General features: G+C 42.4%; 23 protein-coding genes and 1 pseudogene. 22 read left to right on the top strand and 2 right to left on the bottom strand.

The annotated features are described in order from the left end of the window. Positions 1-302: 302 nt before the first annotated feature. Both ABID29_RS03655 and ABID29_RS03650 read right to left on the bottom strand, forming a co-directional pair. Complete coding sequence (locus ABID29_RS03655) at positions 303-581, bottom strand: transposase (RefSeq protein WP_354364558.1); 279 nt, start codon at positions 579-581, stop codon at positions 303-305. Between the two features lie 35 nt (positions 582-616). Further along, entirely contained in the window at positions 617-880 is a 264-nt protein-coding gene (locus tag ABID29_RS03650) for a transposase (RefSeq protein WP_354364481.1), read from the bottom strand. A 174-nt stretch (positions 881-1,054) separates the two neighbouring features. On the opposite strand from ABID29_RS03650, the gene ABID29_RS03645 reads away from it, so the two are divergent. The 22 genes and pseudogenes from ABID29_RS03645 (at position 1,055) to ABID29_RS03540 (ending at position 20,927) form a co-directional block, all read left to right on the top strand. Then, positions 1,055-1,810: a DeoR/GlpR family DNA-binding transcription regulator gene (locus tag ABID29_RS03645; protein ID WP_354364479.1), complete on the top strand. Its 756-nt coding sequence runs from the start codon at positions 1,055-1,057 to the stop codon at positions 1,808-1,810. A 193-nt stretch (positions 1,811-2,003) separates the two neighbouring features. Continuing rightward, positions 2,004-2,432, top strand: a complete 429-nt coding sequence (gene lacA / locus ABID29_RS03640) for a galactose-6-phosphate isomerase subunit LacA (protein ID WP_168549468.1) — start codon at positions 2,004-2,006, stop codon at positions 2,430-2,432. 25 nt (positions 2,433-2,457) lie between these two features. After that, complete coding sequence (gene lacB, locus ABID29_RS03635) at positions 2,458-2,973, top strand: galactose-6-phosphate isomerase subunit LacB (protein ID WP_354364477.1); 516 nt, start codon at positions 2,458-2,460, stop codon at positions 2,971-2,973. Between the two features lie 13 nt (positions 2,974-2,986). Further along, complete coding sequence (lacC, locus tag ABID29_RS03630) at positions 2,987-3,919, top strand: tagatose-6-phosphate kinase (RefSeq protein ID WP_354364476.1); 933 nt, start codon at positions 2,987-2,989, stop codon at positions 3,917-3,919. A gap of 2 nt (positions 3,920-3,921) precedes the next feature. After that, the gene (gene lacD / locus ABID29_RS03625) at positions 3,922-4,899 is read left to right on the top strand and encodes a tagatose-bisphosphate aldolase (RefSeq protein ID WP_354364474.1); all 978 of its coding nucleotides are present in this window, start codon (positions 3,922-3,924) and stop codon (positions 4,897-4,899) included. Between the two features lie 27 nt (positions 4,900-4,926). Then, positions 4,927-5,244: a PTS lactose/cellobiose transporter subunit IIA gene (locus ABID29_RS03620; protein ID WP_354364473.1), complete on the top strand. Its 318-nt coding sequence runs from the start codon at positions 4,927-4,929 to the stop codon at positions 5,242-5,244. Then, positions 5,244-6,944, top strand: a complete 1,701-nt coding sequence (locus tag ABID29_RS03615; RefSeq protein WP_354364472.1) for a lactose-specific PTS transporter subunit EIIC — start codon at positions 5,244-5,246, stop codon at positions 6,942-6,944. Before ABID29_RS03620 ends, ABID29_RS03615 begins: the two co-directional genes overlap by 1 nt. 75 nt (positions 6,945-7,019) lie before the next feature. Then, a complete protein-coding gene (gene lacG / locus ABID29_RS03610) occupies positions 7,020-8,426 on the top strand; it encodes a 6-phospho-beta-galactosidase (protein WP_354364471.1) in 1,407 nt (468 codons plus the stop codon). Between the two features lie 62 nt (positions 8,427-8,488). Further along, positions 8,489-9,373 carry an aldose 1-epimerase family protein gene (locus ABID29_RS03605; protein ID WP_354364557.1) on the top strand — a complete coding sequence of 295 codons (885 nt, stop codon included), beginning with the start codon at positions 8,489-8,491 and terminating at the stop codon, positions 9,371-9,373. Positions 9,374-9,549: 176 nt separating this feature from the next. Continuing rightward, positions 9,550-9,775 (top strand): annotated as a pseudogene (locus ABID29_RS03600) (helix-turn-helix domain-containing protein). Positions 9,776-10,045: 270 nt separating this feature from the next. Beyond that, complete coding sequence (locus ABID29_RS03595) at positions 10,046-10,282, top strand: DNA-binding protein (RefSeq protein ID WP_354364469.1); 237 nt, start codon at positions 10,046-10,048, stop codon at positions 10,280-10,282. Positions 10,283-10,725: 443 nt separating this feature from the next. After that, positions 10,726-11,577 carry a ribosome biogenesis GTPase YlqF gene (ylqF, locus tag ABID29_RS03590; RefSeq protein ID WP_354364468.1) on the top strand — a complete coding sequence of 284 codons (852 nt, stop codon included), beginning with the start codon at positions 10,726-10,728 and terminating at the stop codon, positions 11,575-11,577. Continuing rightward, entirely contained in the window at positions 11,564-12,337 is a 774-nt protein-coding gene (locus tag ABID29_RS03585) for a ribonuclease HII (protein WP_354364466.1), read from the top strand. Before ylqF ends, ABID29_RS03585 begins: the two co-directional genes overlap by 14 nt. Continuing rightward, on the top strand, positions 12,334-13,344 hold the full coding sequence (locus tag ABID29_RS03580) for a YdcF family protein (protein WP_354364464.1): 1,011 nt from the start codon (positions 12,334-12,336) through the stop codon (positions 13,342-13,344). Before ABID29_RS03585 ends, ABID29_RS03580 begins: the two co-directional genes overlap by 4 nt. A 2-nt stretch (positions 13,345-13,346) precedes the next feature. Further along, a complete protein-coding gene (locus ABID29_RS03575; RefSeq protein WP_354364462.1) occupies positions 13,347-13,901 on the top strand; it encodes a sugar O-acetyltransferase in 555 nt (184 codons plus the stop codon). Between the two features lie 107 nt (positions 13,902-14,008). Continuing rightward, positions 14,009-14,851, top strand: a complete 843-nt coding sequence (gene dprA, locus ABID29_RS03570) for a DNA-processing protein DprA (protein ID WP_354364460.1) — start codon at positions 14,009-14,011, stop codon at positions 14,849-14,851. Between the two features lie 446 nt (positions 14,852-15,297). Beyond that, on the top strand, positions 15,298-16,374 hold the full coding sequence (gene proB, locus ABID29_RS03565; protein WP_354364458.1) for a glutamate 5-kinase: 1,077 nt from the start codon (positions 15,298-15,300) through the stop codon (positions 16,372-16,374). Between the two features lie 15 nt (positions 16,375-16,389). Continuing rightward, positions 16,390-17,631, top strand: a complete 1,242-nt coding sequence (locus tag ABID29_RS03560) for a glutamate-5-semialdehyde dehydrogenase (protein ID WP_354364457.1) — start codon at positions 16,390-16,392, stop codon at positions 17,629-17,631. A 23-nt stretch (positions 17,632-17,654) separates the two neighbouring features. Further along, a complete protein-coding gene (gene proC, locus ABID29_RS03555) occupies positions 17,655-18,452 on the top strand; it encodes a pyrroline-5-carboxylate reductase (RefSeq protein ID WP_354364455.1) in 798 nt (265 codons plus the stop codon). A gap of 393 nt (positions 18,453-18,845) precedes the next feature. Continuing rightward, complete coding sequence (locus tag ABID29_RS03550) at positions 18,846-20,243, top strand: oxaloacetate decarboxylase subunit alpha (RefSeq protein ID WP_354364454.1); 1,398 nt, start codon at positions 18,846-18,848, stop codon at positions 20,241-20,243. Positions 20,244-20,289: 46 nt separating this feature from the next. Next, entirely contained in the window at positions 20,290-20,580 is a 291-nt protein-coding gene (locus ABID29_RS03545) for an OadG family transporter subunit (RefSeq protein ID WP_354364453.1), read from the top strand. A gap of 11 nt (positions 20,581-20,591) precedes the next feature. After that, positions 20,592-20,927 carry a biotin/lipoyl-containing protein gene (locus ABID29_RS03540; protein WP_354364452.1) on the top strand — a complete coding sequence of 112 codons (336 nt, stop codon included), beginning with the start codon at positions 20,592-20,594 and terminating at the stop codon, positions 20,925-20,927. The last annotated feature ends 9 nt before the right edge of the window (positions 20,928-20,936 follow it).

The raw sequence follows: 20,936 nt of genomic DNA, 5'->3' as shown, positions 1-20,936 counted from the left end.
ACATAAATTGCAGCATATCTTTTTAATCGAAAATAATATCATACTATAATAGAAGAAATAAGTAGTGAAACGAGGAAAATATGGCTAACATTCAATGGTTGAATGGGAGCATTAGAAATTATGTTAGAACCTGTATTCACAATAGAAACACTGACTAGAATGGGCGAATTTTAGCTTACTCACTATCAAATGTTCTGGTAGTACGGCCATTATGCCCGCAAAAATTGTCCTCAGTTGGCCAAAAACTAGCCTAATTAGCTTAGAACCTGTATTCACAAAATTATAGAGCCCTTAAAAGACAACTAATATGAGCCCAACGCCTCACTCATCATCTCTTCAAAACTTTTCCGATAACCTGCATCGGCCGAAAAAGCCTTGATAGTTGGGAATTCTATCATCACTTTGCGCGCCACTAAAAGCCCTGATGTTGTGTCGTGCAAATTAGCTGCATGAACCACCACATCAAGCAGATTCCCCATGGTATCAACAACGATGTGGCATTTTCTCCCTTTGACTTTTTTACCTCCATCAATCCCACGTTCTTCTGCAGCATCCGTTGTTTTGACGCTTTGAGAATCAATGATAGCATAGTTTGGAGTGGCTGCTCTACCTGCTTTTACTCGCTTTTTTTAACTAGTTCCGCCAGAATCTTGTCCCACAAGCCGCTCTCCTTGGCACGACGAAAGAAACTCCAGACAGTTGGGTAAGGAGGGAAATCATGAGGGAGCATGCGCCATTGGCAACCTGTTTTAGTGATATACAAGGTTGCGTCCACGAGTTCTCGTTTAGACCATTTATAGGTGCGGTGTTTGGAGAAATAGGGTTCAAGTTCAGCCCATTCTTTATCCGTTAAATCAGTGTCATATGCTTTTCGTATCATATCTTTAGTTTAACATTTTTTTGTGAATACAGGTTCTTAGTCAAATTGCTGAAAAAGAGAATTTATTTCCAAATCAACAAAAAAATGATGGATTTAATATTTTTTGACAATAAAACAAACAAATAATGTTGGAAAAGTGATATAATGAAAGTAACAAATTTGAGGAAGTTGAAAATGAAAAAATATAGAAGACATGAAGAAATAGTACGACTTGTACAAGAAAAGGGAACGATTAGAATAGCTGAACTGGTTGAAATGTTCGATATCACAGATATGACAGCTCGACGTGATTTATCTGAGTTAGAAGAGAGAGGTTTACTGACAAAAATTCATGGTGGTGCTCGTAGTAATAATGCCTTTGCACTGAAAGAAAGTTCTCATCAAGAAAAACACAATATAAATATCGCAGAGAAATCCGAAATAGCCAAGAAAGCAGCTACTTTAATTGAGGATGGAGATACCATATTTTTAGGACCAGGTACAACTGTTGAACTGTTGGCAACAGAAATTCAGAATAGTGTATTATCTGTTGTAACCAATTGCTATCCTGTTTTCAAGCATTTATATGAAAAAAAGACTGAAACATTTAAAGTTTATCTTTTAGGGGGAGAAATGAGACAGGTGACAGAATCATTTGTGGGTGAAATTACTAATACTATTTTGGAAAAGATGAAATTCAGTAAAATGTTTTTTAGCGGAAATGGTGTTAAAGAAGGAGAGGTCATGACTTCTTCCTTTGCAGAAGCTTTTACACAACAAATAGCTTTAAGAAATTCTTTGGAAAAATATTTACTCATTGATACAACTAAAATAGGAAAAGAAGATTTTACAACATTTTGTCAATTAGGAGAATTGACTGCAGTAATTACAGATAGTTTTAGACCAGAACAACTACAAAAAATTAGAGATTTCACAGAAGTCATTTCTTGATATAAGAGAAAACCAACAAAAACTTCGGAAAATGTTGGTTTTTTTGGTTTTACATATAAAAAAATAAGAAAATAACATTTTTTAGACATTTTTTAAACAAAAAGTGTTGACAAAATGTTTCTTTGGGTATATAATCATAGTTGTAAAAAGGTTGTAAACGCTTTTTCTATATATTAACTATAAGGAGTACATTATGGCAATTGTCATTGGTGCAGATCAAGCTGGACTAAAATTAAAAGATATTATCGTTGATTACCTTAAGGAAAATCAATTAGAGGTTATTGATGTTAGTCAAGGAGAGGTAAGAGATTTTGTAGATACGACTCTTGCTGTTGCAAAAGAGGTTCAAAAAAACGACGAGAATTTGGGTATTGCTATTGATGCTTATGGAGCAGGTAGCTTTATGGTTGCTACGAAGGTAAAAGGTATGGTAGCCGCAGAGGTATCGGATGAACGTTCCGCTTACATGACGAGAGGCCACAATAATTCTCGTATGATTACTATTGGATCAGAAATTGTTGGTACAACATTAGCTAAAAATATCGTAAAAGGGTTTGTCTTTGGTTCATATGATGGCGGTAGACACCAAATTCGTGTCGATATGCTCAATAAAATGGGTTAAAATAGAAGAAGGGAAATAAACATTTATGAAAATTGCTGTTGGTTGTGACCATATCGTTACCGATGAGAAAATGGCTGTTGTTGATTATCTAAAAAACCAAGGACATGAAGTCATTGACTGCGGAACTTATGACCATGTCAGAACTCATTATCCAATTTATGGGAAAAAAGTTGGTGAAGCCGTTGTGAGTGGACAAGCAGATTTGGGAGTGTGTATCTGTGGAACTGGTGTCGGTATCAACAATGCCGTCAATAAGGTTCCAGGTGTTCGCTCGGCTCTTGTTCGAGACATGTCTTCTGCTGTATATGCTAAGGAAGAGTTGAATGCCAATGTCATTGGTTTTGGTGGAAAAGTTACTGGAGAGCTTCTAATGTGTGATATTATTGACGCATTCATTGCTGCTGAGTATAAAGAAACACCAGAAAATAAAAAATTGATTGAAAAAATCAGTAAGATTGAAACTCAAAATGCTGAACAGGCTAACCCAGAGTTCTTTGATGAATTTTTGGAAAAATGGGATCGTGGAGAATATCACGACTAAGTAGGTAGGTATTATGATTTTGACAATAACACTGAATCCATCGATTGATATTTCCTATCCATTGGAAAAGTTTGAAGTTGACACCGTTAATCGTATTGCAAACCCTATTAAGACAGCAGGTGGCAAGGGCCTAAATGTCACGAGAGTTCTCCATCAGTTGGATAATAAAGTAGTAGCAAGCGGGCTGCTTGGAGGAAAACTAGGAGAATTTATTGAAAGTGAACTAGACAATTTCTCTATTAAACACTCTTTTTATCATATCAAGGGAGAGACAAGAAACTGTATCGCCATTTTACATGATGGAAATCAGACTGAAATTCTAGAACAAGGACCTGAAATTAGCGAGAAGGAATCCAATGGATTTTTAGAATACTTTAGAAATATCATATCTGATTTTACTCTAGTTACTATTTCAGGAAGTCTTCCTTCAGGATTACCGTCAAATTACTATGTTCAGATGTTATCAATTTGTGAAGAAAAGAATATTCCTGTTGTGCTTGATTGTTCGGGTGATTCTCTGAAACAAGTCTTAAAATCGAATAGAAAACCAAAAGCAATTAAACCAAATACAGAGGAGCTATCCCAACTACTTGGTTCAGAAATTACAGATGATATTTATCAATTGAAATTTAGTTTACAAAACGAACTTTTCGAAGGTATTGAGTGGGTGATTGTATCTCTGGGATCAAAAGGTGCTTTTGCTAAGCATTGGAATAACTATTATAAGGTCAGTATTCCTAAAATTGAAGTAAAAAATCCAGTTGGTTCAGGTGATTCTACTGTTGCTGGTATTGCCTCCGCAATTGTTGGGAATTTGGATGATGTAGAACTTCTTAAAAAAGCTAATGTTTTAGGAATGTTAAATGCACAAGAAAAATTGACTGGCTATGTCAATTTAGCCAATTATCAGAAATTAGCTGATCAAATTCAGGTAGAAGAGGTGTAATTATGGTATTAACAGAAAATAAACGTTTATTTATGGAAAAGGTTAGTGATAAGAGTGGAATTATCTCTGCATTAGCTTTTGACCAGCGTGGAGCATTGAAAAAAATGATGCGTCAGTATCAAACAGAGGAACCATCTGTTGAACAGATCGAACGTTTGAAAGTCATCGTTTCTGAGGAGTTAACTCAGTTTGCGTCATCCATTCTTTTAGATCCAGAATATGGTTTGCCCGCAGCCAAATCAAGACATGCAGAATCAGGCTTATTACTGGCATATGAAAAAACAGGGTATGATGCAAGCACAACAAGCCGTTTACCTGATTGCCTTGTAGAATGGTCTGCAAAACGCCTTAAGGAAGAGGGGGCAGATGCAGTTAAATTCTTACTCTATTATGATGTCGATGGAGATCCATATGTCAATCTGCAGAAGCAGGCATATATTGAGAGAATTGGTTCTGAATGTAAGGCTGAGGACATCCCATTCTTTTTGGAAATTCTATCATATGATGAAAAAATTGAGGATAACTCAAGTATAGAGTTTGCTCGTGTTAAACCACGTAAGGTAAATGAAGCCATGCGAATTTTCTCTGATGAAAGATTTGGCATTGATGTTCTCAAAGTAGAGGTTCCTGTCAATATGAACTTTGTAGAAGGTTTTGGAAATGGTGAAGTCGCTTATACTAAAGAGGAAGCAGCTCAATATTTCCGAGACCAAGAAGCTTCAACATACTTACCATATATTTACCTTAGTGCAGGTGTTTCAGCACAATTATTCCAAGATACACTTGTTTTTGCCAGTGAATCAGGAGCAAAATTTAATGGTGTCTTGTGTGGTCGAGCCACATGGGCAGGTTCAGTCAAGATTTTCATTGAAGAAGGTGAAGAGGCTGCACGTCAATGGTTAAGAACAGTTGGTTCTGAAAATATTGAATCCTTAAATAGAGTTTTGGAAACCTCAGCTGCTTCATGGAAACAAAAATAAGAGAAATTATTTAGGAGGAATTCTCTGATGAATAGAGAAGAAATTACCCTGTTAGGGTTTGAAATCGTTGCTTATGCAGGCGATGCTCGCTCACGTCTCCTGGAAGCCTTGTCAGCTGCACAAGCGGGTGATTATGACAAAGCTGAGTCACTTGTTGAAGCAGCTGGTGAATGCATCACAAATGCACACAAGGTTCAAACAAGCTTGCTTCAAAAAGAGGCACTTGGGGAAGATTTGGCATTTAGTGTGACCTTGATGCATGGTCAAGATCACTTGATGACAACCCTGTTGTTAAAAGATATGATGAAACATATGATTGAACTTTACAGAAGGAGTAATCGCTAATGAATGCTTTGATTAACGCGTTAGAAAAACAAAAACCGTTGTTTGAGAAAATTTCAAGGAACATTTATCTCCGTGCTATTCGTGATGGCTTTATCGCCAGCATGCCAGTGATTCTTTTCTCGAGTATCTTCCTGTTGATTGCATTTGTGCCAAACATTTTCGGTTTTACATGGAGCGATGATGTTGTCAGCATGCTCATGAAACCTTATGGTTATACCATGGGTGTTGTTGCCTTGCTGGTTGCTGGAACAACAGCCAAATCATTGACAGATTCGGTTAACCGTGATTTGGAAAGTACCAATCAGATTAACTACATGTCTACCATGTTGGCATCAATTACAGGCTTTTTGTTGCTAGCTTCTGATTCTATCGAGGGTGGTTTTGCTAATGGCTTTTTGGGTACGAAGGGGTTGCTTTCTGCCTTCCTGGCGGCTTTTATCACCGTTAACATTTACAAAGTCTGTGTTAAAAACAATGTCACCATTCGCATGCCTGACGAAGTTCCACCGAACATCTCTCAGGTCTTTAAAGACTTGTTCCCATTCTCGTTCTCAATCTTTGCGCTCTATGGTTTAGATTTGCTTGCTCGCAATACCATTGGAACCAGTGTTGCTGAAGTTATTGGTACGCTACTTGCCCCGCTCTTTACGGCTGCAGATGGTTACCTTGGCATTACCATTATCTTTGGTGCCTATGCCCTCTTCTGGTTTGTTGGTATCCATGGTCCATCAATTGTTGAACCAGCGATTGCGGCTATCACTTACGCAAATATTGAAACGAACTTGCAATTACTTCAAGCGGGTCAACATGCCGACAAAGTTTTGACATCCGGGACACAAATGTTTATCGTGACCATGGGTGGTACTGGAGCTACCTTGGTAGTCCCATTCATGTTCATGTGGTTGACAAAATCAAAACGCAATCAGGCCATTGGACGTGCCTCAGTTGTTCCGACTTTCTTCGGTGTTAACGAACCCATTTTGTTTGGTGCACCGCTTGTTCTTAACCCAATTTTCTTTGTGCCATTTATCTTGACACCAATTGTAAACGTTTGGATCTTCAAGTTCTTCGTTGATACATTGGGGATGAATAGCTTTTCTGTTAACCTTCCTTGGGTAACTCCTGGTCCTTTGGGGATTATTATGGGAACACAATTTGCAGCTCTATCATTTGTTCTTGCAGCGTTGCTTATTGTTGTTGATGTTGCTATCTACTACCCATTCTTGAAAGTTTATGATGACCAAATTTTAGCAGAGGAAGCGGCTGGTACAAGTAATGATAGCTTGAAAGAAAAAGTTGCGGCGAACTTTAATACAGCTAAAGCGGATGCCATTCTTGAAAAAGCTGGTGTGACAGAAAAAGCATCAGAAACAGAAATCACTGAGCAGACTAATGTTCTCGTCCTTTGTGCGGGTGGTGGTACAAGCGGTCTTCTTGCTAATGCTTTGAATAAGGCTGCGAAAGAGTATGGGGCTCCAGTAACAGCTGCTGCTGGAAGCTATGGTGCTCACCGTGAAATCTTGCCACAGTACCAATTGGTTATTCTTGCTCCTCAGGTTGCCTCTAACTATGAAGATATGAAGGCAGAAACCGATAAACTTGGCATTAAATTGGCTAAGACTGAAGGGGCTCAATACATTGGTTTGACCCGTGATGGTCAAGGTTCACTTGAATTTGTTAAGCAACAATTTGAAAATTAAATAAGAAAACATGGAAGGTTGGGGGAACTCAGCCTTCTATTTGCTTAGAAGAACTAGTTTTAGAAGAGGAATATGATGACAAAAACATTGCCAAAAGACTTTATTTTCGGTGGCGCAACAGCTGCTTACCAAGCAGAAGGGGCAACAAAAACAGATGGTAAGGGACCAGTTGCCTGGGATAAATATCTGGAAGAAAACTACTGGTACACCGCAGAGCCAGCTAGCGATTTTTATAACCGTTATCCAGTTGATTTGAAGTTAGCAGAGGAATTTGGTGTTAATGGCATTCGGATTTCAATTGCTTGGTCACGTATCTTTCCAACGGGATTTGGTGAGGTCAATCCAAAAGGTGTTGCATACTATCACCAGCTTTTTTCAGAATGCCATAAACGTGGGGTGGAGCCATTTGTCACACTGCACCATTTTGATACCCCAGAAGCACTACATTCAAATGGTGACTTCTTGAACCGTGACAATATTGACCACTTTGTGAATTACGCAGCCTTTTGCTTTGAAGAATTTTCAGAGGTTAATTATTGGACAACCTTCAATGAGATTGGTCCGATTGGCGACGGACAGTACTTGGTCGGAAAGTTCCCTCCTGGAATCCAGTACGATTTGGCTAAGGTTTTCCAATCTCACCATAACATGATGGTTTCCCATGCGCGTGCGGTCAAACTCTATAAAGAGAAGGGTTATACTGGTGAAATTGGCGTGGTTCATGCCTTGCCGACTAAATACCCCTATGATCCTGAAAACCCAGAAGACGTTCGTGCAGCGGAATTAGAGGATATTATCCATAATAAATTTATCCTTGATGCCACCTATTTGGGTCATTATTCTGAAGCAACCATGTCTGGAGTTAATCATATTTTAGCGATTAACGGCGGTGAATTGGATCTCCGTGAGGATGATTTTGCAGCCTTAGAAGCAGCTAAAGATCTTAATGATTTCTTGGGAATTAACTATTACATGAGTGATTGGATGCGGGCTTTCGATGGCGAGACGGAAATCATTCATAATGGCAAGGGAGAAAAAGGCAGTTCTAAATACCAAATTAAGGGGGTAGGACGTCGTGAGGCACCTGACAATATTCCAAAAACTGACTGGGATTGGATTATTTACCCACAAGGGTTGTATGATCAAATTATGCGTGTCAAAGCAGATTATCCCAACTATAAAAAAATCTATATTACAGAAAATGGTTTAGGATATAAAGATGAATTTGTCGATGGTACTGTTTATGATGATGGTCGGATTGACTATGTCAAGAAACACCTAGAAGTGATTTCTGATGCGATTGCTGACGGTGCAAATGTCAAAGGCTACTTTATCTGGTCTCTGATGGATGTTTTCTCATGGTCAAACGGCTACGAAAAACGGTATGGTTTGTTCTATGTTGATTTTGAAACTCAAGAAAGATACCCTAAGAAATCGGCTTATTGGTACAAAGAAGTAGCTGAGACATTAACAATTTTATAAGAGATATTTCGATGGGAGGGTTGCGCTTAACGCCTCTCCCTCTTCTGCGTGGAGGATAGATGATGGTTATTCAGTTAAAAAATAGCGAACTAACAGTTGAGTTTTCTATTTTAGGTGGCTCCCTGTCTTCAATCAAAGATAAAGATGGCGTTGAGTATCTTTGGCAGGGTGATGCTACTTATTGGAGTGGGCAGGCACCTGTGCTGTTCCCGATTTGTGGTAGCTTGCGAAATGACAGAGCTATCTACAGCGAAAATGAAGTTGGTTTTATGCCACGCCATGGTCTCGTTCGAAAGTGTGAATTTGAATTAGTAGACCATAGTGAGAATCAGGTAACATTTGCTATTCAAGCAACTGATGAGATGTTAGCACAATACCCTTATCGGTTTGAATTGAGGATTACTTACACGTTGTTTGGCAAGACTATTAGAACAACTTATCAGGTAATTAACCATGAAACAGAGAAGGAATTGCCTTATTTTATCGGTGGTCATCCTGGTTTCAATTGCCCATTGCTTGATGGTGAAGCTTACGAAGATTATTATCTGGAGTTCGAGACTGCTGAAACCTGTACCGTTCCACGGAGCTTTCCAGAAACTGGTTTGTTGGATGTAAACGATCGCACACCATTTTTGAATGGACAAAAGATTTTAGATTTAGATTACGATTTATTTAGTCATGATGCGATTACGCTAGACCAACTGACTTCCCGTAGTGTCAGCCTAAAATCTAAAAAAAGTCATAAGGGTCTGAGAGTGGATTTTGCTGATTTTTCAAATCTTATCATTTGGTCAACGACCAATAAAGGTCCATTTATTGCCCTTGAGCCCTGGAGTGGTCTGTCGACGTCTCTTGAGGAAGGTGATCACTTCCACCAAAAACGCCAGCTAGAAATAGTTGAACCGAGTCAAACGAGTAGTAAAGAGTTTGACATCACTATCTTATAAAGGTAAGAATCGTTTTAATTTTTATTGGCGAGCCTCCATGTTGTTCGTGGAGGTTTTTATTATTAAGCATAGCCAGGAGCACTCTGAAAGTCATGCAATAACTTTAATTGTCCAATTAGGACAATTCAAAAAGAATCTTCTAAAAACCTTTTATACTGGATTTAGGAGAAAGCTAGATGTATCGGCGTATAAGAGATTTGAGAGAAGATCATGATCTTACTCAAAAAGAAGTTGCTAATTATCTTTCGTTTACTCATTCAGCATATTCAAAAATTGAAAGAGGAGAGAGTTTTAACGGCAGAAGTGCTTATTAAAATTTCAAATCTTTATAACGTCAGTGTTGATTATCTATTGGGGCTAACAGATTTCCCTAAGCGAATTCAGCGATATAAGAAAAAATAGTCTCTCCTTGTTTGTTCATTGACAATTGAATAGACCAAGGTAGGGCTTTTACATTTGTCGAGCAATTTAGTTAGACACGCTAGGATATGAGCGAGAAACGTTGACTATAAAATAGGCTGGGAAACTATCTGCCAAGACAACAAGTATGAATAATGATACTTCTAAACGTTTAGGCTGTCAGCGAGAAAGGACAGCGGGTGAGATTCCCATGAAGAACCTAACCAGTTCTACCCACTGAGGTCATAAATTAACGATGATAAGGAGACAAATGTGAAAGTAAAATATGTACCTGTTGAAAATGCAATAGCGGAGTGGGGAGATAAAAAGTCTCTTCTAAAACGTTGGGAAGGATTGAATCAATATACCTTGAATCGTTGGATTTCTGAAATGAGAGGGCATGGGAAGTTTAGGCAATATGTTATAAATCCAACTCATAAACTGGTATTTATCAATCTTGATGGATTCGAGGAGTTTTTACGATGGAAGCAGCGAATAGCGGTCAGATAATGGAAATCGTGGTATAATGGTAGATAGCAATTTATTCTACTAGAACTAGTTTGAATAAGTTCGATAAAGATAATGGTTTTGAATTTAAGCCATCAATAAAATGGTCTTGTAAATACTCGCCTAAGTTACATGAGATTATCGAAGAGAACCTTTCAGACCTAGAACTTGAACTAGACTTAGATAAATTTAGAAAAGTCATCGGTATTGCACCTAGTTACACACCACGACACATCTCGTCTAACATTATCCCAAAAGTCCGAAAAGATTTATCAAATGTCTATAAATCGTTTGATATTATTGGTATTAAAAATAATCACAATAAATTACAAGCTTATCGCTTGGTTTGGAAATAGTGTCCACTATTTGGCGATTTTTTGGTGACTCGCATGATTTTTAAGAAGTAAAGGGCTTGAAAACCCTTGATACGAAAGGATTTTACACATATGGCTACTATTCAATGGTTTCCAGGGCACATGTCCAAAGCTCGGAGGCAGGTTCAAGAAAGCATTAAATTTGTGGATTTTGTGACCGTCTTGGTCGATGCCAGATTGCCTCTCTCCAGTCAGAACCCTATGCTGACAAAAATTGTGGGTGACAAACCTAAGCTCTTAATTTTGAATAAGGCGGATTTGGCTGACCCCATATTGACACGGGAATGGCAGAGCTACTTTGAAAGCCAAGGGATTAGGACGTTAAGTCTCAATTCTAAAGAGCAATCAGCAGTCAAGCTGGTCACAGAAGCTGCCAAAAGTTTGATGGCAGATAAGATAGCGCGCCAAAAAGAGCGTGGGATTCAAATCGAAACTCTAAGAACCATGATCATCGGCATTCCCAATGCTGGCAAGTCCACGCTCATGAATCGTCTAGCAGGTAAGAAAATTGCCGTGGTTGGCAATAAACCTGGTGTAACTAAGGGGCAACAGTGGCTCAAATCAAACAAGGATCTGGAAATTCTGGACACACCTGGGATTCTCTGGCCCAAGTTTGAGGATGAAGAAGTGGCCCTTAAGTTGGCCCTGACAGGTGCCATCAAGGATCAATTGTTGCCTATGGATGAAGTGACGATTTTTGGCCTCAATTACTTTAAAATGCATTACCCAGAACGTCTAAAAGAGCGCTTTAAACAGATGGACTTAGAAGCTGAGGCGCCTGAGATTATTATGGAGATGACCAAGAAACTGGGTTTCCGTGACGATTACGACCGTTTCTACAGCCTTTTTGTCAAGGAGATTAGAGATGGCAAGATGGGACGTTATACCTTAGATCGTGTGAGTGACAGTAATGGCGACGATTAAAGCGATTAAAGCCCAGCTGGCAGCTGTTACCAGTTTGTCTGACCCTCTCTTTGAGGAGTTTTTGGCAGATGGCAGAGCAGGGGTGCAAGCTGCGGTCAAAAAACGGCGAAAAGAGCTAGAGCAGCTAGCGGCAGAAGAGGACCGCCTTGAAGCTCTGCTATGGTACGAAAAAAAGCTCTACGAGCAAGGCTTTCAGCTGATTGCAGGGGTTGACGAAGTCGGGCGAGGCCCCTTGGCTGGTCCTGTCGTTGCAGCAGCGGTTATCCTGCCTGTCGGCTGTAAAATCACAGGCATCAATGATAGCAAGAAAATCCCCAAGAAAAAGCATGAAGCGGTGTATGACGCTGTCATTGCAGAAGCAGTAGCAGTAGGCATCAGTGTCCAGTCACCAGAGGTCATCGACCGTGTTAACATCTACGAAGCGACCAAAATCGCCATGTTGGATGCCATCAGCCAGCTATCACCGCAGCCCGACCACCTGCTGATTGATGCCATGACGCTGGAGACGGGGCTTCCTCAGACCAGCATCATCAAGGGAGATGCGAAGAGCATGTCCATCGCCGCCGCTTCAATCGTTGCCAAGGTCACGCGCGACCGCTTGATGGCTGACTATGACCAGCTCTACCCAGGCTATGATTTTGCCCAAAATGCCGGCTACGGAACGGCCAAGCATTTGCAGGGCTTGAAGGAGCTAGGAATAACCCCTATCCACCGCAGATCTTTTGAACCTATCAAGTCTATATTGGAGGACATGTTATGATAATCGGTCTAACCGCCCTGTCCTGGTTGATCTTTTTTCTTATTTACCATTTAGAGCGTCGCCAGATATTATTGGGCGTTGTCTTTATAGTTTCTAGTGTACTCAGTATAGCGGCTGTGGTTTCTCAGGTCAATGCTTCTGTGGAAACGTCTCGATGGCTTTATGGCTTAGTTCTGATTTTAGGGCTTTTCTTGATTGTGGGAGTAGCTCTAGGCCCACTTTTGTTGATGGTGACGCTTCTGCTCAACGGAATCAAGTTATTGCACCGAGAAGGCGTCAAATGGTACAATTTTCTGTCTCTCGGCTTAGCTCTGGGCCTATTTATATACCTGTACTTTTTTCCGAGATTAGCTTCGCAATTCACCTCATTTTCGCTTTTTTATTACCTTTATCTTTTGGTAGGACTAATCATTACTTATGTCCTTATCTTAAGTTTTGCCTATACTTTATCAGCAATCTTAAACGCCTATCAGCCCCCGCTTAAGGGGAAGTTGAGGTACCTTGTCGTCTTAGGTGCAGGTCTTATGGGGGATCAGGTAACTCCTTTATTAGCTTCAAGGATTGACAAAGCTATCGCAATCTATCGCAAACGTCCTGGCTGTAAGCTCATCATGTCTGGTGGTCAAGGACCTGATGAATTGGTAGCAGAGGCGAGAGCGATGGCTGATTATGCCATTGAGCAAGGGGTGCCAGAGTCAGACATCCTGCTAGAGGACCAATCGACCAATACGCAGGAGAATATTCGCTTTTCGGTTGCGCTCATGCCTGAAGGGAGTCGATTTGCGGTGGTAACCAATTATTACCATCTTTTTCGGGCCCTCAACTTTGCTCGTTTGGAAGGCGTTCCTTGTATCGGCTATGGGGCTAAGACTAAATTTTATTTCAGCCTCAATGCCTTTATCCGTGAATTTATCGGCTATCTGGTTATCAGCCGAAAGATTCATTTGGTGCTCTTTGGCATTTTAGGTGTTCTATACACGATACTAGTTATTGCTTTAAGGAGATAAAGATGTTAACAGAAAAAGAAAAAATGCTGGCCGGCCAGTATTATGATGCTAGTGATAGCGAATTGTATGCCTTGCGCCAACAGGCAAGAGAAAAAATGCAGGTTTTTAATCAGGAACTGGATGCAACTAAACGGCGCGATTTGCTCAAAGCCTGGCTGGGAACAAGTGGAGAACAGGTCCATATTGAGCCTCGTTTTTCCTGTGACTACGGCAGCAATATCCATGTCGGCGAAAACTTTTTCGCTAATTTCAACTGTACATTTTTGGATGTTTGTCCCATCACTATTGGAGATAATGCCTTGATTGGCCCAAATGTTCAGCTCCTAACGCCCTTGCACCCTTTGGAGGCTACGGAGCGCATTGCAGGGCTAGAATACGGCAAGCCCATCACGATCGGAAACAATGTCTGGATTGGTGGTGGCGTGACCATTCTGCCAGGGGTTACCTTGGGAGACAATGTCGTCATCGGCGCGGGAAGCGTGGTGACCAAATCCTTCGACGAAGACAATATCGTCCTTGCTGGTAATCCGGCCCGCATTGTCAAGGTTTTGTCTTAAAGGGGAGGGAGAATTTTTCCGCTAGATGCCTTACTTCTCGTTAATATGTCAAAACTCAGTTTTTCAGCTGAGTTTTTTTCGAATAAAGAGATGGAGGATGATTAGTCATGAAGCGTTTTGAATTATTTAAATGGCGGCAAGCAGGTCTTAGCAACCTGCAGCTCAATAGAATCTTGGCCTACCAAGCCAAAACAGGGAAAGCCTTGTCAGCTAGGGATTGTGCGGTGGTCTCTGAGGTCAAACATCCAGCTGTGATCTTGGAGCACTATAAGCAGTTAGACGAGGACGCCTGTCGCAAGGCCTTCGAGCAATTTCCTAGCCTGTCTATCTTGGATGATGCTTATCCCTTGGCCTTGAAAGAAATCTATAATCCACCGGTACTTCTGTTTTATCAAGGTGATTTAGATTTGTTAGAACAGCCCAAACTGGGTATCGTTGGAAGCCGTAATGCCAGCTCGTCAGGCGTGGCTGCTGTTCAAAAAATTGTCAAGGAATTGCAAAATCAGTTTGTCATTGTCAGCGGTCTGGCGCGTGGGATTGATACGGCTGCCCATATGGCCAGCCTGAAAAATGGCGGTCAGACCATCGGAGTGATTGGTTGTGGCCTTGATGTCTACTATCCCAAGGAAAACCGTCAATTGCAGGATTATATGGCCAAGCACCAGCTGATTCTCAGCGAATACCCACCGGGAACCCAGCCTTTGAAGTTTCATTTTCCCGAGCGTAACCGCATTATTGCAGGACTCTCTAGTGGCCTCGTCGTTGCCGAAGCCAAAATGCGCTCTGGCAGTTTGATCACGTGTGAAAGGGCTTTAGAAGAAGGGCGAGATGTTTTTGCTGTCCCTGGCAATATTGTCGATGGCCAGTCCGAAGGTTGCCATCACCTCATCCGTGAAGGCGCCAAGTGCATCAGTTCAGGCCAGGATATCCTGGTTGAGTATGCCTATTAAAAGCAGTTTTTTAAGAAAGTCACTCTCGTCAGTCAACTAAGCTGACGAGAATTTTTTCCTTGAAGTGGCTCATATCCTTTCAAAATCAAAAATAGAAAGCATAAGGGGACTTCTAAAAACTCAATTCCACAAATTTAAAAATATTGATTTAACGGGCTTTTAACTTCGGAAAAGCAGGAAAAAGCTAGTTTTTGGAAGTTCCCATAAATGGTTCGTTTACTTGATCGTAGCATGTATAGCCTTACCCCCACTAGGTTATCTAGTCCTATAGCGCGCTTTTCTATAGTCCTCCAGACTACTGAAGAAATTTTTAGCTAATTGCGGTGTTTGGAAATCAAACCATACTGTTTTATGTCCCAGCCATATCTTAGGTCTTTTATCATGGAAAGGGCTCTTTTCTCTCCGAGATATGGTATAATGTAGTATCATGTTTGGAGAGATGACAAATGACATACCAAAAGATTGTATTTAAGGTGGGGACGAGCTCCTTAACAGATGCTGAGGGCAATCTGGTTCCTGAAAAGATTGAAAAGATTACCCGCCAGCTGGCTCAACTGCACCGTGCGGGCCACCAGTTGATCCTTGTGACATCGGGGTCAATTGCGGCAGGATTTAGACGGTTAGGGTTTGATAAACGTCCGACGCGAATTGCTGAGAAGCAGGCTTCCGCAGCGGTTGGGCAAGGGCTTTTGATCGAAGAGTATACCAAGTATTTGTTGGAGGACGGGATTGTGTCTGCGCAAGTTTTGCTGACGCAAGACGATTTTGCAGATGCTAGACGTTACCAAAATGCCTCTCAGGCCATGCAGGTTCTGATGAAGCAGGGAGCTATTCCCATCATCAATGAGAACGATATGGTAGCGGTTGAAGAGATCAAGGTCGGGGATAATGACACCCTATCTGCCCAGGTTGCTTCGTTGATCAAGGCAGATTTGCTGGTTTTATTGACGGATGTGGATGGTCTCTATACGGCCAATCCGACTCAGGATCTGACAGCTGAGCACATAGGGGATGTCTTTGAAATCACAGATGACTTGCTGGCTATGGCCAAAGGAGCAGGCTCAGCCAATGGCACAGGCGGAATGGCGACCAAGTTACAGGCAGCTCTGCTGGCAACACGCTCAGGTGTTCCGGTTTACATCTGCTCATCCCAGTCAGAGACGGCCTTGCTCGATGCTGTTCAGCGTAAGAATCGCGGGACTCTTTTCCATGCTGATCGCCAAAAACTCAACCAGCGCAAGCAATGGCTGGCCTTCTATGCCCGAACAGAGGGCGCAGTCTATCTTGATGAAGGAGCGACAAGGGCCATGACGGATTTGGGGCGGAGCCTCTTGGTATCTGGGGTCAAGGCTATTGATGGCGCCTTTCAGGCCGGGGACATCGTTTCTGTTTTCAGACAAGAAGACCAAAGCTTGATTGGCAAGGGACGGGTCAAGATCAGCTCGGACCAATTGAGGCTGAAGATGACTCAGCTGACCCCTGAAGGGATCTTGATCCATCGCAATGACTGGGTTAGTTTGTAAAGGAGAGAAGAATCAATGAAGACGACACAAGAACTTTTGGACCTGGCCTTGGTCCATAAGGGAGACATTAATTTTGCTGGGACGGATGTTAAAAATAAGGCCCTGGAAGAGATGGCGCGGTATTTAGAAATTGCCAGTCAAACCATTCTAAGGGCCAATGTCGCTGATATGGAAAGGGCTCAGGGGACGATTGCCCCTGTTATGCTTGATCGCCTGCTATTGACCCCAGAGCGGATTCAGGAGATGGCGGCAGGTATTCGTGCCCTGATTGATCTGGAAGACCCGGTGGGGCGCGTCCTTGATGAGGAGAAATTGCCTAATGGCTTAAAATTGACCAAGAAGGCTGTCCCATTTGGCCTGATTGCCATGATCTATGAGAGTCGGCCAAATGTTACCTCAGATGCTGCTGCTTTGGCCATCAAGAGCGGCAATGCCTGCATCTTACGAGGCGGTAAAGAGGTCTTTCAAACTTCCCAGGTCATTGTCAATGCTTTAAGAACGGGCTTGATCGCAGCAGGATTATCACCGGAAGTCCTTCAGTTGGTCGAAGATACCAGCAGACAGTCAGCAATCGAGTTGATGACGGCTAAGGGCAAGGTCGATCTCTTGATTCCTAGAGGAGGGGCAGGTCTGATTCAAGCTGTCGTTGAACAAGCGACGGTCCCAGTAATTGAAACAGGGACAGGGATTTGCCACCTTTACATTGATCGTGAAGCTGATTTGGACCAGGCGCTTGCGATAGCTGTCAACGCCAAGACCAGCCGTCCGTCGGTTTGCAATAGCATTGAGGTGCTTCTGGTCCATGAAAGCCTGGCAGAGACCTTTTTACCGAGATTAGAAGAGACCTTGGCTGGTCAAGTGACTTTCCGGGCGGACGAACGGGCGGCAGTCTATTTGAAAAGCTTTGAAATTGCGGGAGTGGCTGATTTTGACACGGAATTTTTAGATTATATCCTGGCAGTCAAGCTGGTCTCAGATGTCAAAGAGGCTATTGAGCATATCAATGCGCACTCGACAGGGCATAGCGAAGCCATTGTCACCCAGGATCAGATTGCCGCTGACCTCTTCACCCTTCAAGTGGATAGCGCAGCAGTCTATGTCAATGCTTCGACGCGCTTTACAGATGGCGGACAGTTTGGTTTGGGCTGTGAATTGGGCATCTCAACCCAGAAAATGCATGCCCGCGGGCCAATGGGTTTGCGTGAAATGACCAGCTACAAGTATATCATCGAGGGCGATGGCCAAGTTAGGATATGATGATGGAAAAAAGGAGCAAGTAGATGAAAATCGGAATGATCGGAATTGGCAATATGGGCTCAGCCGTTGCTAGTGCTCTTGCAGCAGCAGGCTACGAGCTGGTCTTGTCCAACCACAATCTAGACAAGGCAAGAGCACTTGCCAAGCGTCTGTCAGGCGCTGAGATTGCTTCCAACCAAGCCATCATCGAGACCTGTCAAGTCATCTTCCTAGGCCTCAAGCCCTCTCAGATAGGTCCATTTTTGACGGATCAGTCAGCTTCTGTAGCTAAAAAACCTCAAGCCCTATGGATTTCGATGGCAGCTGGTCTAGGCTTGAGCCAGCTTGAAGCGCAATTACCAGCAGAAGCAGGCCTTATCCGAATGATGCCCAATACACCAGTCGCTATTGGTCAAGGGATGACGACCTATGCCCTGAATGCCAGTGCGCGCAGTCTAGATGACCAGACCCTGTTTGAAGCCTTGATGGTTAAATCGGGAAAGCTGCTTAAGTTACCTGAATCCCTTCTAGATGCTGCGACAGGCATTGCTGGGTGCGGGCCAGCCTTTGTTTACCAATTTATCGAAGCTTTGGCTGACGCTGGGGTACAGAATGGCCTTCAACGTGCAGATAGTTTAACCTTAGCTGCCCAGACCTTATTGGGCGCTGCCCAGTTGGTCTTAGACAGCGGCCAACACCCTGCAGTGCTCAGAGATCAGGTGACTTCTCCTGGTGGTTCGACCATAGCAGGTGTCGTTTCCCTTGAGGAAAATGGTTTTCGGCATGCAACTATTTCAGCCGTCAATCGAGCCATTAGGCGGACCAAGGAATTGGGGGACTAGTTTAGAGATACTAAAAGAATCTAGGCAGGCTAGTGTCTCGTCTTCTTAGGAAAATTAGAATAACGTAAAAACAGTATGGTTTCCATGTGCAAAAACTGGGAAATCATGCTGTTTTATTGATTAGTGGTGATTATAGATATAGGAAGTGCTGCTTGTAAGGGGGGGCTATGCTAGGACTTTGTGACTTAAAGTGAGTGGGCCAATCATTTGCAGAGGATTGTTTGATTAGGACAATGACATTAGGGGATATAGTTTATTTATAGATCGCTGTTTTTTTAGTGTTCTTGGTGTTTTTCTTGTGTGTTTTCTCCCCAAAACAGATTGTGAAATGGTATACTTTGTTTGTAAGCGCCTACTAACTGGTAGGAAGGATTCAGTAAAGGTGGAGAAAAAATGAAACGTGTTCAATTTACAGAAACTGTATTGCGCGATGCTCATCAAAGCTTGATGGCGACTCGTTTGAGAACCGATGAGATGTTACCCATCATGGAAGAGTTAGACAGGGCGGGCTATCATGCTCTAGAATGCTGGGGGGGAGCAACCTTTGATGCCTGCGTCCGTTACCTCAATGAAGATCCTTGGGAGAGGTTGAGAGCGATTAAGGCTAAGGCGACTAAGACACCATTGCAGATGTTGTTAAGAGGACAGAATCTTTTGGGATATCGTCATTATGCCGATGATGTTGTAGAGGCCTTTATCACTGCAGCAGCCAAAAATGGTATGGATATTTTCAGGATTTTTGATGCTCTAAACGATGTTCGTAACTTGGAGGCGAGTGTTCGAGCTGTTAAACAAAATGGAAAACATGCCCAATTGACTATCTGTTATACAACTAGTCCTGTCCATACGATTGACTACTATAAAGAGTTGACAGCGAAAATGGTTGCTCTAGGGGCAGATTCCATCTGTGTAAAGGATATGGCTGGTATTTTAACACCAGCTGGAGCACGTCAGCTGATTCCAGCAATAAAGGAAGTGACAGACCTTCCAATTGAAGTGCATACCCACGCGACAAGCGGTACTTCTGAGTTAACTTATTTAGCAGCGGTAGAAGTTGGAGCCGATATTATTGATACGGCTATTTCGCCCATGGCTGGTGGAACCAGTCAACCAGCAACAGAAAGCCTGAGTGTTGTCCTTAAAGAATTAGGCTTCCAGGTAGATCTGAATGATGAGGCCTTGGTTGCTATCAGTGATTACTTTAAGCCGATTAAAGAGAAATACATTGAAGAGGGGACCCTAGCACCTAAAATGATGGGCCTGGAGCCAAAAACCTTAATCTATCAGGTTCCTGGAGGCATGTTATCTAACCTTTATTCACAGCTTAAACAAGCCAAGGCGGAGCACCTTTACGAGGAGGTCCTCAAAGAGGTGCCAAGAGTTCGTGAAGATTTGGGTTATCCACCGCTCGTGACACCGCTCAGCCAAATGGTAGGGACTCAGGCTGTCTTTAATGTTTTGACAAATGAACGTTATAAGATGGTTCCAAATGAAATCAAAGATTATGTTAGAGGAAAATACGGCCAATCACCTGCACCAATTAGTCCCGAAATCAAAGACAAGATTATTGGAGATGATGCCGTTATTAGCCAAAGGCCAGCTGATTTACTGTCTCCAGAGTTGGAGCATCTTCGTCAGGAATTGACAGGAATTGCTCGTTCAGAAGAGGATGTTTTAATCTATGCCATGTTCCCACAACTTGGAAAAGACTTCTTAGAAGCTAAATACGCCCTCCCAGAGAAGACGATCTCATCTGAGGAACCGATTCGCATTGAAGCAAGGTTTGTGTGAGCTTTCAACTAAATTAGTTAGAGATATACAAAAGTAAGGAGGAAGTATGAATCAGATTACGATGATTGAAGCGCTCAGTTTATCAGTTGTTGCTATCACAGTCGTCATGGTGGTATTGGTTGGTCTGATGTTTATCATCGAGGGGTTTCGATTTATTGGAGATAGCCCAGAACCGGTTTTGGAAACGCCAAACGCACAAGCAGGAGCGCTCTCTGCAGCAAGTCTTGTTGTTAATGAGGAGTTAAAGCTAGTTGCAGCCCTGACTGCCCTTGCCATGGCTAGCGGAGATCAACAGGATAAAAAATACCATATTACATCAATTAAACGGATAAAATAAAGGAGATTATGATGAAAAATTACCATATCACTGTCAATGGGCAAACCTATGAGGTTCTTGTTGAGGAAGTGGCAGATAAGGCATTTAGCCAGCCAACGCCAGTGACCAGTGTGCCTACTTCAGCAGAAACAGGTAAGGGAACCCCAGTCACAGCACCAATGCCGGGAACCATTATTGCAGTCAGCGCTCAACCAGGAGCAACGGTTAAAGCGGGAGATACCTTGTGTGTCTTAGAAGCAATGAAGATGGAAAATGCAATCGTGGCGCCAGAAGATGGTGTCGTAAGTGAAGTCCTTGTGACTAAGGGAGCACAAGTTGAGGCGGGTGCAGTCTTAGTCACATTATAGAAGGAGGTA

The organism is Streptococcus rupicaprae (assembly GCF_040545225.1).
GTDB lineage: Bacteria > Bacillota > Bacilli > Lactobacillales > Streptococcaceae > Streptococcus > Streptococcus rupicaprae.
This window is presented reverse-complemented; position numbering and strand designations above follow the sequence as displayed.

What these genes read in the sequence shown, in the direction of transcription:
- lacC (WP_354364476.1), top strand. Translation starts at nt 2,987, where the DNA reads ATGATTTTGACAATAACACTGAATCCATCGATTGATATTTCCTATCCA.
- dprA (WP_354364460.1), top strand. Translation starts at nt 14,009, where the DNA reads ATGAAGCGTTTTGAATTATTTAAATGGCGGCAAGCAGGTCTTAGCAAC.
- ABID29_RS03545 (WP_354364453.1), top strand. Translation starts at nt 20,290, where the DNA reads ATGAATCAGATTACGATGATTGAAGCGCTCAGTTTATCAGTTGTTGCT.
- ABID29_RS03605 (WP_354364557.1), top strand. Translation starts at nt 8,489, where the DNA reads ATGGTTATTCAGTTAAAAAATAGCGAACTAACAGTTGAGTTTTCTATT.
- lacG (WP_354364471.1), top strand. Translation starts at nt 7,020, where the DNA reads ATGACAAAAACATTGCCAAAAGACTTTATTTTCGGTGGCGCAACAGCT.
- proB (WP_354364458.1), top strand. Translation starts at nt 15,298, where the DNA reads ATGACATACCAAAAGATTGTATTTAAGGTGGGGACGAGCTCCTTAACA.
- ABID29_RS03645 (WP_354364479.1), top strand. Translation starts at nt 1,055, where the DNA reads ATGAAAAAATATAGAAGACATGAAGAAATAGTACGACTTGTACAAGAA.
- ABID29_RS03560 (WP_354364457.1), top strand. Translation starts at nt 16,390, where the DNA reads ATGAAGACGACACAAGAACTTTTGGACCTGGCCTTGGTCCATAAGGGA.
- lacD (WP_354364474.1), top strand. Translation starts at nt 3,922, where the DNA reads ATGGTATTAACAGAAAATAAACGTTTATTTATGGAAAAGGTTAGTGAT.
- ABID29_RS03585 (WP_354364466.1), top strand. Translation starts at nt 11,564, where the DNA reads ATGGCGACGATTAAAGCGATTAAAGCCCAGCTGGCAGCTGTTACCAGT.
- lacB (WP_354364477.1), top strand. Translation starts at nt 2,458, where the DNA reads ATGAAAATTGCTGTTGGTTGTGACCATATCGTTACCGATGAGAAAATG.
- ABID29_RS03550 (WP_354364454.1), top strand. Translation starts at nt 18,846, where the DNA reads ATGAAACGTGTTCAATTTACAGAAACTGTATTGCGCGATGCTCATCAA.
- lacA (WP_168549468.1), top strand. Translation starts at nt 2,004, where the DNA reads ATGGCAATTGTCATTGGTGCAGATCAAGCTGGACTAAAATTAAAAGAT.
- ylqF (WP_354364468.1), top strand. Translation starts at nt 10,726, where the DNA reads ATGGCTACTATTCAATGGTTTCCAGGGCACATGTCCAAAGCTCGGAGG.
- ABID29_RS03620 (WP_354364473.1), top strand. Translation starts at nt 4,927, where the DNA reads ATGAATAGAGAAGAAATTACCCTGTTAGGGTTTGAAATCGTTGCTTAT.
- ABID29_RS03650 (WP_354364481.1), bottom strand. Translation starts at nt 880, where the DNA reads ATGATACGAAAAGCATATGACACTGATTTAACGGATAAAGAATGGGCT.
- ABID29_RS03540 (WP_354364452.1), top strand. Translation starts at nt 20,592, where the DNA reads ATGAAAAATTACCATATCACTGTCAATGGGCAAACCTATGAGGTTCTT.
- proC (WP_354364455.1), top strand. Translation starts at nt 17,655, where the DNA reads ATGAAAATCGGAATGATCGGAATTGGCAATATGGGCTCAGCCGTTGCT.
- ABID29_RS03575 (WP_354364462.1), top strand. Translation starts at nt 13,347, where the DNA reads ATGTTAACAGAAAAAGAAAAAATGCTGGCCGGCCAGTATTATGATGCT.
- ABID29_RS03580 (WP_354364464.1), top strand. Translation starts at nt 12,334, where the DNA reads ATGATAATCGGTCTAACCGCCCTGTCCTGGTTGATCTTTTTTCTTATT.
- ABID29_RS03615 (WP_354364472.1), top strand. Translation starts at nt 5,244, where the DNA reads ATGAATGCTTTGATTAACGCGTTAGAAAAACAAAAACCGTTGTTTGAG.